Consider the following 12,743-nt stretch of genomic DNA (forward strand, 5'->3'; position numbering starts at 1 on the left):
TAGTCTTACCCCAACTGTTTCGTTAATAAATGACCCATGTAGGCTGCCAACTCACGATGCGGAACAAGCCGTAAATTATCACTAGCAAAAGCATGGATTAAATAATGCGATGCTTCAAGTCGATCAATTCCACGGGTTGCTAAATAAAATAATGCTTCTTCATCGAGTTGTCCAACTGTAGCCCCATGGGAACACAATACATCATCAGCAAAAATTTCCAACTGTGGTTTGGTATCTACTTCTGCATTTACTGAAAGTAATAGGTTTTTATTTTGTTGTTTAGCATCCGTATGTTGGGCACCTTTGGCAACGAACACTTTGCCATTAAATACGGCACGTGAGCGCCCCGTTAAAATACCCTTATAATCTTGTTCACTGCTGCAATTAGGCACTAAATGCTGAACCGTAGTGTGATGATCTACATGTTGTCCTTCTGTAGGGGCATAAATACCGTTCATCAAGGAGTATGCCTTTTCTTCATGTAAATCCAAACTAACATCTGAACGTACCCACTGCCCACCTAGACTCAATGAATGGTTGGCAAATTCACTACCTGCTAATTGTTTTACAGCTAAATGTCCCACGTGATAAGCAGATTTACTCTCTCGTTGTATTTTATAGTGGGTTATTTGCGCATTAGCGCCAACTAAAATTTCGGTAACTGTATTCGTCAAATAACTACAATCGGGTAAGCCTTGATAATCTTCGATTATCGTAGCGCGACTGTTTGCCTCAGCAATAATCATATGTCGTAAATAAACCGCTTGCTTCATGTGTGTTTGCACATGGTTTAAAGAGATGGGTTCCTCTAGAATAACTCCTTCTGGGATATAAATCATTACACCACAGTGAATCATAGCTGTATTCAAATAATGAAAGCCATGCTCTTGTTTTAAAATACTTCCCAGATAAGGCTTAAGTAATTCGGGATGCTGCATTATCGCAACTGATAAAGGAAGAACGATAACACCCTTAGGTAAAGCGCTTGTGAACTGTTCATCAGTGAAATATGCTCCATTTTGGAGCAACACCTGCTGCGTTACTGGCAAATCAAACTTTATTTCATGATGCCAAGACTTCTCCGCAGGCTCCAAATTACTTACAGACAGAAAAGATTGATTTAATAAAGCATCAACACTGGTGTATTTCCAATCCTCATCATGGCGTGTCGGAAAACCACGGCGATGTAAACTTCTCAATGCTTTCGTTTGCAATTGAGCAAGCCAAGGCAAAGTGGATAAACTTGTTTCTGCTTGTTGTTGGTAAAAATCCAAAATCTCGCTCATCACTGCACCGTTTCCTCAAGCCAGCTGTACCCTTTTTTCTCTAATTCAAGTGCGAGGGATTTATCGCCTGAAAGAATAATACGCCCGTTAACCAACACATGAATAAAGTCTGGCTCAATATAATCAAGTAACCGTTGGTAATGAGTCACTAAAATAATGGACCGCTCTGGTGAACGCATCGCATTAACCCCATGAGAAATAATGCGCAATGCATCAATATCTAAACCTGAATCTGTTTCATCAAGAATTGCAAGCTTAGGCTCTAAAGCAGCCATCTGCAAAATTTCATTACGCTTTTTCTCTCCGCCTGAAAAGCCTTCATTAATACTGCGGTATAAAAAGCTCTCATCCATCTCAAGTAACTGACATTTTTCACGAATGAACGTTAAAAACTCAATAGCATCCAACGTATTTTTCCCTTGGCCTTTACGTACTGCATTCACAGAGGCTTTAAGAAAATTAATGTTGGTCACCCCAGGTATTTCCACGGGATACTGAAAAGAGAGAAAAACCCCTGCTCGTGCTCTTTCTTCCGGAGATAAAGGAGTTAAATCTTGTTCTAAATAGGAGATCTCACCATCAGTGACTTGATAAGAAGGGTGGCCTGCTAAAACCTTGGATAGTGTGCTTTTTCCAGAACCATTCGGCCCCATAATTGCATGAATTTCACCAGCATTTACTTGAAGATCAATGCCTTTTAAAATAGCTTGGCCATTCACCGAAACATTTAAGTTTTTGATTTTTAACATACTAACCTACTGCCCCTTCTAAACTTAAGCCCAATAATTTAGTTGCTTCTACCGCAAACTCCATAGGCAATTCTTTTAACACCTGCTTACAAAAACCATTAACTATCATTGATACCGCATCTTCGGTATCAATTCCGCGTTGCTGGCAATAAAACAATTGTTCTTCACTAATCTTTGAAGTAGTTGCTTCATGCTCTACTTGTGCCGTCGGATTTTTAACCTCTATATAAGGGAAAGTGTGTGCAGAACATTCAGATCCCATAAGCATTGAATCACATTGCGTATAATTGCGCGCATTGGTTGCCGTGGGTGCAATACGTACGAGACCTCGATAAGCATTATGTGCTTTGCCCGCACTAATTCCTTTGGAGATAATCGTTGATCGCGTATTTTTACCGATATGAATCATTTTAGTACCGGTATCCGCTTGTTGGTAGTTATTGGTCAAAGCAACTGAATAAAACTCACCAACGGAATCATCGCCTTGCAAAATCACACTCGGATATTTCCAAGTAATTGCTGAGCCAGTTTCTATTTGCGTCCAAGAAATTTTAGAGCGTTTACCACGACACGCCCCTCGTTTAGTCACAAAATTATAAATACCACCTTTGCCTTCTTTATCACCAGGATACCAATTTTGCACGGTTGAATATTTAATTTGCGCGCCATCTAAAGCAACCAATTCAACAACTGCAGCATGCAATTGATTTTCGTCACGCATAGGCGCAGTACATCCTTCAAGATAAGACACATAGCTGTCAACGTCTGCAACAATTAATGTACGCTCAAACTGTCCTGTAGAGGCTGCATTAATCCGAAAATAGGTGGATAACTCCATAGGACAACGCACCCCTTTTGGAATATAAACAAAGGAGCCGTCGCTAAAAACAGCTGAATTCAGAGCAGCATAAAAATTATCACGATAAGAAACAACTGAACCTAAATATTGCATTAACAATTCGGGGTATTGATGCACTGCTTCAGAGATTGGACAGAAAATCACGCCTTTTTCAGCCAATTTTGCTTTAAAAGTGGTAGCCACAGACACACTATCAAAAACAGCATCGACAGCTACACCAGCAAGCATTTCTTGCTCTCTTAAAGGGATACCCAATTTTTCATAGGTTCTTAGTAATTCGGGATCAACCTCATCGAGACTTTTTGGCGCATCTTTTTTCATCTTGGGCGCTGAATAATAAGAAATAGTCTGAAAATCCACTGCTGGATAATGCACGCTAGACCATTGAGGAGGAGACATGGTTAACCAATGTCGATAAGCTTTTAAACGCCATTCGAGTAAAAACTCTGGCTCACCTTTAATTGCTGATAATCGTCGAATAACCTCTTCGTCCAGTCCAGGCGCAAAAGTATCTACTTCAATGTCGGTCGTAAACCCATGTTGGTATTCTCTATCGAGCAGAGAATTAATTTGCTCACTGCTTTTAGCCACGATTAACTCCACTTGCTAATTGTAGAACTCGCTCCACATCACGTGCAGGCAAAGTGGGTTTAGCTAATGTAGCTAAACTCACACTATCCAAAGCTGTTTCAATTGCCTGGCTGATTAATCGCCAATTACCCTGAATAGTACAAACCTCTTGTAATGAACAGCCATTAGGGTGCGTACTGCACTCTGTGAAACCACGATGTTCTTCCAATGCAAAAATTATTTGCGACACAGAAATTTCAGTAGCAGGACGTCGCAATTGGTACCCTCCAGTCACTCCGCGCACTGAGGTTAACAACCCTGCACTGGTCAAACGTTTTAAAATTTTACTTACCGTAGGTACAGTTAAATGAGTATGCAAAGCAATATCACGAGCATTACATAATTCGCGCGCGTGCCTCGCAAGATAAACCATCACTACTGTTCCATAATCGGCCAATTTGCTGATGCGCAGCATAACACCTCAAAATCGAATAATCTAGTACTAATCAAGTCTTAATTAACGTGAGCTTGACATAGAAAGCATAAAAGGCACCGCATTTATACGGGATCCAATTCTATATAAAATCAGTTCGATATAAAAATCACTTTATTTTTTAGACCGAGCTCACATTAACTAAAGATAAAATCCAGATTTATTCATTCATCCTATACTATAAATATAGTACTAAAACGGTTCTATATCTGGCGAACACGAATAGTACCTTATTGTTAAGGAGTGATGCAAATAAAATATTCGCAAGATTTTATTTTTGCATCCCTCAAATCCCATCATTTTTCACAAGTTATACCTATCTCGCCCCCCTTCATTCGCTAAAAAAAAGAATGGATAGATAGCAAATCATCCTTGGTGACAAAAAGAAGCAAAGTATCATTTTGGCCAGATATAAATCTTAGCCTACTTGAACTATAGGTGGTACATAACGTATTATCTTCCTTATTGGGTTAAGAATATTTGCACTTTGACTTCATGGAACAAAGATTCATTAGGAGCAAGACCATGACAGCTGAGCATTATCCGGTCTCGCTCGTCAACAATCACCTCAACTCGGGAACCTCACTTATCCCCCAGGGATATTATCGTTCTAAGTTATTTATTGCTCCTTTTTCTACTAATGCCCTAGTTGCTGCAGCAGGTCCTCTTTTATCGTTATTGGAAAGACTTTGTTTAAGTCCTTCACTACCGCCTATTGAAAATATTAGAGATAACATTGAGCACGAACTACTTGCGTTTCAAAGCAAAATGGATGCTTCCAAGTATCCTATGGACTTTATTATCATTGCTCATTATTTAATGACCGCAACCATAGATGAACTCATTGGTAAAAATTACATGCGTGTCTATCAAATAAATGCCGAATTCAAGGCGTTTACACCACTAACCAATGATAATACTCAACCTCAATATCGTTTTTTTGAAATTCTTAATTACATTAAAGAGCGCCCTAACCAATATCTCGATCTCATTGAATTGGTTTATTTTTTTCTAATTGTCGGTTTTGAGGGACATTATCATCTTAAACCCGATGGACGACAAGCTTTAGACAACTACATTGATGATCTCTACCAGATAATACAGCAAAATCGTTTTCACCAACCACGTCGCTTATTTAATGAAAACCCCTTGCCTAAAACTATTAAGAAAAGTTATAAGACAGTCATAATTACCCTAGTTACGGCTGTAACTTTAGTGGTCTTTGCTTTTTTTACAAGTCAGTATTTATTAGAGAATAAAGCAAAATCAGTTTTATTTGGTCACTCACAACTCGCTCTTCTGGAGAGCTAATGGATAACTCTTTACGCGCATTGTGTGATGCTATAAAAAAAATACTTTCCCAATTAAAGCCCCAAAGCCATCCACTCTCTTTTATAGTGATTACGGGAAAAAATGCACAAGGAAAGTCTGCCTTATTAAAACAAAGTAACATGGAGGAAATACCGGTATTTAGCGAACAACATGCAAAAGTCTATTTTAATCAGCAAGGAATCATGATTGAGTTAGGCGAAAATTGGTTAACCAACAGCAAAAACCTCTTACTCAATACATTAAAACAGTTAAATCGTTGTAACTCATATCTGAAAATTACCGGCATAGTGTTATGTATCGATGTAAACGACTTACTCATTGCTGATCCTGCACAATTTGCTGAACAAAAGAAAGCCCATCTGCAATTGTTAGAACGGTTTGGTATTAATTTGGGTTATCCTGTTGAGCTTGCTTTGATATTTACCAAAATGGACACTTTGGCCGGTTTTACTGAGTTTTATCAATCGGAACATGCGACCGATTTAGCGAAACCTCTTGGATTTTCTCTTGATTGTATGAATGAATCCAAGAAAAAGAAAGAAGCTTATGCGTTACAATTTAGTCAACTAATAGAGCAACTCAATCAACAAGTCATTCATAAAATGCATCCTGCTCGTTCCACAATGAGGCGCAGCTTAATTCGTGAATTTCCATTGCAGGTAGCTAGCCTCTGTACCCCAATTCATGCAGTAATACATGGAATTTCAACAAAGTTATTTAATTTGCATTCAATTTATTTTACGAGTGCTGAACAAGGCGGCATCAGTATTGATCGTCTCAATAAAAAAATTCAGCACGAATATGCATTGGTAGTTCAAGATACTTTTCCTCAAGCAACCAATTTCCGAGCCTATTTTGTTGAGGGTGCATTAAAGACAATCCAAGAACATTGCAGCCAAATTCCACAGTTAAGAAAGTTTTCACAAAAAACTATTATTTCAGTAACAGCAAGTATTGCGGGAATTATCCTGCTGATTTTAAGTTACAATTATTACAAAACAGCACACTTACTGGATGAAGCAAGTAAAGAGTTACTTGCCTATGATGTACTCAATAATCGCCAGGATAAACAAAAACAGGCTCTTTATCATTTATCGAATGCTGCGCAAACAATGAGTCATATTTCGAGTAACTCCTTATCACTGCCCACAGTGCATCAACTAAAAAATAATTTGCAAAACAGTACCGAAAATCGTCTGTATGGGGATTTTTTATCTTCGCTAACGAGTGAGCTCGAAGAAGTGATTAATAATCCGAGTAATACACCAATTATTCGCTATAATGCGTTGAAAATTTACTTAATGCTTAGCCAACCAGAATATTTTTCAACAATACAAGTACATGATTGGTTCGCTTTTCATTGGAAAGATCAACCCGAAAGCACCTTAAAAAATCATTTGACTCTGGTAAAACGACTCTTAAATAAACCACCCAAAAATATAATAATCAAACAGCAAATCATTACCGATGCTCGCAATTATCTTAATGCTTTGCCCACAAGTTATCTGTATTACTCTATCGCCAAAGAGTCTTTTTCTACCACGAAACAACAAATTTCGATTAATGGATTTGTTTTAGCTACAAATGAATTGCCTGTTTATTTCACGCGCACGGGTTTTGATGAGGTAATACAAAAAATCCCCGAAATTACCCATGCATTGCAAAAAGAAAATTGGGTGCTTGCACGCAATGATTTAGGTCAATTACAAGAAATGCTCATTCAGGCCTATTGCTTTGATTATGTCACCTGGTGGCAAACCTTTATGCGCAAATCGCAACCGTTCCATTATCAAGATTATCAAGCAGGACGCCAAGTCGTTAAGAATTTAGAGCAATCTCATGCATTAAGTAAAATAATAGGCTTAATTCAACAAGAAACTAAGGCAGATTTGACCAACAACTCCTCACCTTTCAATCAGTTTATTGCCAGCCAATTTACTGATTTGAACTTAATGAGCCATTCCAGTACTCAAGAACTTAGCTTAAAAATCGTTGATTTAGAACGTTTTATTTCTACTTTATCCATGATAAATGATGGCGGAAAAACCGCATTTAATATCACAAGGACACGCTTCGCTAGTGATAATGCCTCCGATCCAGTAAGCCAACTCCATAATCAAGCAAAACTTTTACCTACACCTTTAAGTAGTTGGTCAAAACAATTAGCAAGTGATGCCTGGAGTATTTTAATCAAAGACAGTCGCCAGTATATTAATCAACAGTGGCAACAAACCGTCTACCGAGACTTCCAAACCACCATTGCCCAACGTTACCCGTTTGATTCATCACAAAGTGAGGAAATAACGATTCATGATTTTAATCGTTTCTTCTCTACTCATGGAATATTAAACACATTTACGGAAAACTATGTAAAACCTTTCTTAGATATTTCCAGTGCAGAATGGAAACCAAAAGCGATTAACGATACTGTATTACCAATAACCCCGGGAACATTAGATGCACTGATACGGGCCAATATTATTACCAATATGTTTTTTCCTGACCGTGGTGAAGAAAGCAAAATTAACTTCAGCTTGCAAAAAATCAGTCTTGACCCTGTAGTTGCAAACTTGGAATTACAAATTGGCCAAACTAAATTATCAGATAATCAAAGTAGTGAATCAATGACTCACTTTGTCTGGCCCCAAGCCAATGCAAAACTTGCTCTTGACTCTATTGAAGGGAACCACTATGAACTTGCTGAACAAGGAATATGGGCCTTATTCAAGCTTCTAGAAAAAGTAAATGTTCTTATTGATGAACAAGATAGCTCCAATTTACAAATTCTTTTTGAAGTGAACAGCAATTCAGGACGCTATTTATTAAAAACAAATAATCAGGTGAACCCCTTTACACCAGGAATTTTAAATGGCTTTAACTTAGAAGAATATATTGTTTAGTGGTTGAGGTCATTATCTTTTTTCTCTTAAAAAGGAGCTCCTTCTTCCTAAAGAAAAGCACTCATACAGCGGTGTCCCCTGGCTGGGTTGGTTGCTCATAGACCTTCCGCTTTTACAGAAGGTGGCGTTTGGGAGAAGGCTACTAAATCCAACAAAACAATTCTTACTTAGACTCCCAAAGTTAAAAAACGAGTAATTTTCTAAAAAATAGTATATATTTAAAACACAAAGAGACAGATTCCCTCTGATTCATATATACTAAGAGTTCTTAAATAAAAAAGGTATTTCTATGCGTACGTTTATTTCATATTTACTTATTGCATTATTAAGTTTTGGGCTACTGGTGCACGAAGCATCTGCTAAACGCTTTGGTGGGGGTAGAAGCTTTGGTGTTCAACGCTCACAAAGCAGCCTATTTTCAACCAATAAAACACAAAAATCGAGCGTTATTGGGCAAAGCACTAAAAACTCGAGTAGATGGGGTGGTTTATTAAGTGGATTATTAATCGGTGGTTTATTAACCAGTTTATTTATGGGGCATGGTATTACCAGTGGAATTTTGTCTTGGTTAATTTTAGGCGCAGTTCTTTTCTTTGTCGTTGGATTCTTTCGCAAAAAAATGCAACCTGGTTTTCAAACAGGACAATCTAGCCCTTTTAATCAAAATCCCTTAAATAATTTTACTCAATCATTTAGTAATAGTTCTATGGGGAGTAACAGTAATACATCTGAGTATCCTATTGGTTTTGCTCCTGAAACTTTTTTGCGTGAAGCTAAAGTAACCTTTAATCGTTTACAAGCGGCCTATGATCAAAAAAACCTTCAAGACTTGAGTGAATTTACTGCACCAGAAGTATTTGCAGAAATTAAAATGCAATTAGATGAGCGAGGTGATGCGCCTAATAAAACAGAGGTGATTACTTTGAACGCAGAATTGCTGGATGTTTCAAAACAATCTAACTCATTGATTGCAAGTGTCCGCTTTACGGGTTCTATTAAAGAAAATGATGAACCTATAAATCAGCTCGATGAAATTTGGCATTTCCGCCAGTTTCCTAACAGTTCTCAATGGGTTGTTGGCGGTGTTCAACAGGAAGTATTTCAACCTTAAGAGTTTACGTGATCTAAAAATAAAAATCTGGGGATTTCTAGTGAATCCCCACTTTAGAATAAAGACACTTCGCCCCCGCTTTTAATTTATTATTTCGACAAGTTTCAACAGAATAGCTATTCTCACTAAGAAATCCAAATTAACGCCAATTATCGTTTTCTATCTGACACTCTCATTGAAATACATTGATAGAGCAATATTAAAATAAAAAATACAATTTCAATCCAATCAATTGCTTTTATTAAGACCTATGAAAATTACAAATAGTCTATTTTTAATAAATACACACGGTTTGTTAATTTTTTATTCAATTGATTTGGAAATATAACTTATTGACTTATTTAACATTTTAAAAATATTGTTATTTATTAATGGGATATTCAAACCTGGATGTTGACTTTATTGCAAAACAGTTTAAAAATTAAAACCTAGAGATATTTGCTTGGCTAATTGGTGAAGCAATAATCATATCCAGTGATGTATGGACCATTCTATCACCCTATTATTTAAAGCCACTTATTGAAATAAGGATGACTCTATAATGCATAAAAAAATCAACTGCCCCATATTATTTTTTTCTACAACCATAATCATATCGGCAAGCAATCAAGCATTTGGACACGAAAACCTCACTATGAATCTAGCATCAGAGGCATTGGCTACTTCATTGAAAAGCCCATTACGAAACACAGTAACTGTAGGATCCTACAAAAATATTTACGGTGGTACTGTTCCTTTAGCCTATTATAACCGAGGTAATGAATGGAAACTTAGTTCAGCATTACCTTTACCTTCCGATATCATTGAGTCATCTGATAAGCAAGTTAGTTTTCTTAATGGAGTGGCCTGCGATAGAAAAAGTCGCCATTGTACTGCTGTCGGAACTTATACTACCAATACAGAAGGCCCCAAAGCCCCTGGTTATGCACCATTAAGTTACTTTTCAAATGATGGTGGGGTTCATTGGAAGTTAAGTTTAATGCTTCCTCTGCCACTTGATGTCAACACACCAGCAGACAATCAAAGTACCGCTCTTTATAGTGTTAGATGTAATAAATTGAATCAACGTCATTGTGTTGCTGTTGGGTATTACATTAATGATAAGAATGCTTCCGCCCCTTTAAGCTATACGTCAACTAATAGAGGAAAACGATGGAAGCTGAGCACAACCCTTCCCCTACCTGCTGACATAATCACAACCTATAGCAAACAAAGAAGCAAGCTCTTTGGTCTTGCATGTGATACTAAAGTCAAATCGTGTAGCACAGTAGGATCTTACATCAATAATCTTAAGTCTACAGTTCCTTTAATCTATACATCAATAAATCGAGGACAATCATGGACTATCAGTCAAAATCCACTTCCTCTACCCGAAGATGCAGCATCTAACAAGCAGAATAGTGAACTCCTTGCTATTGCCTGTGATCACACAGGAACTCTTTGTAGCACAGTTGGGTATTATACAACAAGCTCTGGAGGAATCTCTCCATTAAGCTATTCGTCAAGTGATAGTGGCAACACATGGTATTTAAGCTCTGAACTACCTCTGCCCAGCGATGTAATAAAAAGACCAGTCGCTCAAAAAACCTACCTCAATGGTATTTTTTGTGACAACATAGGTGTGAACTGTAACGCAGTTGGATATTATACAAATACAACTGGAGGTGTTGCATCATTAAGCTATACGTCCAACGATGGAGGCAATAATTGGACTGTCAGCCCTTCAACGCTACCTTTACCCACCAATGCAGCATCAGGTCTTCTTAGCAACAGCGGGCTTTTTAGTATTATTTGTGATTCACAGAAAAATCTTTGTACTTCAGTTGGATACTACAGAAAAAATGATAATACAGGGATCGCTCCATTAAGTTATACATCAACCGATGGTGGTATTACATGGGATGTGAGTCCTGAAATAAATCTCCCGCCTGATACTGCTGAGAACAATCAAATGGCACGTCTCAATAGCATTAATTAATCGCAACAACAAAATCACAGAAAATTCTTATTCATGATTGATTTTAGACACATGCTCTAAAATCAATCCAATATGATGATCCTTATTTTTATCTCGACCTCACGGTAAGTTACATCTTATGCGCCATATCTAAAATCATATAGGCACCCGCTGTAGACAATGATTTATGTACTAATCGACAATTAAATCCTCTAAAAAAAGCACTGATACCATGATTCTGATAAATTTGAGAAGCAAGCAGTCCTAATGACTGTTGCGCTTTATTACGCGCCGCTTGCTGCTGACTTTTCAATACATCAAGGGGCGTAGTTGCAAAAGTAACTGGGGCTGAGGCAACAGTTGCCCATAAAATGGTTGATAAAAATGTTTGTTTTTCGCGTTTAGTTTTAATTGCATTGTAAGTCATAAATAAATAAAACCAGCTAGGTAAGGCTTTTCCTAACGTAGGAACACTTCCAGAGAAAAAACCAGAAAAACCTCTTTGGTTATAAATAGTTTTCATTGCTTGGAGGGGTGTTATAGGTTGAGTCTGACTTGCAATAGTTCTCATTTGCACCGTTTTGATATTCTCAATGGGACTAACCACTACAGTATCAAAAATACTTGCGATCGTTCCTTTTAGAACACTCCCAGAAAACATAGGAAGTTCTAGCTTATCAATTTCTTTTGGCATCTGACTAATCAATAATGGTCTATATGCCACTTTTCCAAGCTGACGAATAACGCACGATAAAAATCCTGTAGAAAAATGCGTTAAGCCCAATCCCGCAAATTGCGTTATAACTGAATAAGGACTTTGCAGAAGATTTGTTTGAATTGCAACTTTTAATCTTTCTGCCGGATGGCCTACGCATGTTGTAAGAATCGTGTACCCTATACCAAAAGCATAAGCATCCCAAAGAGTCTTTTGCTCTTTTTTCTCTTGACTCATAATATCCTCTTTTTAAACAAAAGGATAAATAATACCATGCTGACCATTTATAATGCATTATTTTATCTATTAAGTAAAAAGTAAGCGTGGATGTAATGACATCAACCTAATAAATTAGTTGTTAATTATCAATAAGTTAATTTGTTATTGAGAGATCAAGAACTAGGGTTTTTTAAAAAAACACTAAGATAAACTTCCTGATTTAGGAAATTCATGGGTGAGAGAAGCTTACTACTTTCATTTTATAGGGATAAAATTGATTGCAAACAGTTTCAATCCCAAGTCATCATTGGTGAAAAAAGCTTTAAAGAAAGCTCCACTTCTCTTTGGTATACTCGATGATATTCCAGTTAGTGAAAAAGAGCTTAGCTAACCTATATCACTTAATAAGAAGCCTCTATATGTCTGCATCTCAACCTCCATGCCTTAAAATAATGTGGCTATTTCTTGCATAATTGGTAGGGGACGCCATTATGGTTCAGGGAATATGCTTAACTCTTAGGGAAAGGCTGGATTTGAACGAGATTGCACGAA

General features: G+C 37.3%; 9 protein-coding genes. 4 read left to right on the forward strand and 5 right to left on the reverse strand.

Going from position 1 to position 12,743, the window contains the following annotated elements; genetic code table 11:
- Nucleotides 1–5: 5 nt before the first annotated feature.
- From sufD to DYH34_RS15375, 4 genes are read right to left on the reverse strand one after another with little or no spacing between them, the layout of a single operon-like run.
- Nucleotides 6–1,286, reverse strand: coding sequence for a Fe-S cluster assembly protein SufD (sufD, locus tag DYH34_RS15360; protein WP_058466505.1), 1,281 nt, complete (start codon nt 1,284–1,286; stop codon nt 6–8).
- Nucleotides 1,286–2,035, reverse strand: a complete 750-nt coding sequence (sufC, locus tag DYH34_RS15365) for a Fe-S cluster assembly ATPase SufC (protein WP_058466506.1) — start codon at nt 2,033–2,035, stop codon at nt 1,286–1,288. Before sufC ends, sufD begins: the two co-directional genes overlap by 1 nt.
- 1 nt (nt 2,036) lies before the next feature.
- Nucleotides 2,037–3,485, reverse strand: a complete 1,449-nt coding sequence (gene sufB / locus DYH34_RS15370) for a Fe-S cluster assembly protein SufB (protein ID WP_058466507.1) — start codon at nt 3,483–3,485, stop codon at nt 2,037–2,039.
- Entirely contained in the window at nt 3,478–3,939 is a 462-nt protein-coding gene (locus DYH34_RS15375; RefSeq protein ID WP_058466508.1) for an SUF system Fe-S cluster assembly regulator, read from the reverse strand. Before DYH34_RS15375 ends, sufB begins: the two co-directional genes overlap by 8 nt.
- Nucleotides 3,940–4,482: 543 nt before the next feature.
- On the opposite strand from DYH34_RS15375, the gene icmH reads away from it, so the two are divergent.
- From icmH to DYH34_RS15395, 4 genes are all read left to right on the forward strand, one after another.
- Nucleotides 4,483–5,268: a type IVB secretion system protein IcmH/DotU gene (gene icmH / locus DYH34_RS15380; RefSeq protein WP_058466509.1), complete on the forward strand. Its 786-nt coding sequence runs from the start codon at nt 4,483–4,485 to the stop codon at nt 5,266–5,268.
- Nucleotides 5,268–8,189 carry a type IVB secretion system protein IcmF gene (gene icmF / locus DYH34_RS15385; RefSeq protein ID WP_058466510.1) on the forward strand — a complete coding sequence of 974 codons (2,922 nt, stop codon included), beginning with the start codon at nt 5,268–5,270 and terminating at the stop codon, nt 8,187–8,189. The genes icmH and icmF overlap by 1 nt, the downstream gene beginning before the upstream one ends.
- A gap of 289 nt (nt 8,190–8,478) precedes the next feature.
- Nucleotides 8,479–9,300: a Tim44 domain-containing protein gene (locus DYH34_RS15390; protein WP_058466511.1), complete on the forward strand. Its 822-nt coding sequence runs from the start codon at nt 8,479–8,481 to the stop codon at nt 9,298–9,300.
- Between the two features lie 541 nt (nt 9,301–9,841).
- Nucleotides 9,842–11,278 carry a beta propeller repeat protein gene (locus DYH34_RS15395; protein WP_058466512.1) on the forward strand — a complete coding sequence of 479 codons (1,437 nt, stop codon included), beginning with the start codon at nt 9,842–9,844 and terminating at the stop codon, nt 11,276–11,278.
- Between the two features lie 109 nt (nt 11,279–11,387).
- On the opposite strand, the gene DYH34_RS15400 is transcribed toward DYH34_RS15395, so the two are convergent.
- Nucleotides 11,388–12,209, reverse strand: a complete 822-nt coding sequence (locus DYH34_RS15400) for an MC/SLC25 family protein (protein ID WP_058466513.1) — start codon at nt 12,207–12,209, stop codon at nt 11,388–11,390.
- Nucleotides 12,210–12,743: the final 534 nt, after the last annotated feature.

Origin of the sequence: Legionella cincinnatiensis, from assembly GCF_900452415.1 — a bacterium.
GTDB classification, from domain to species: domain Bacteria; phylum Pseudomonadota; class Gammaproteobacteria; order Legionellales; family Legionellaceae; genus Legionella; species Legionella cincinnatiensis.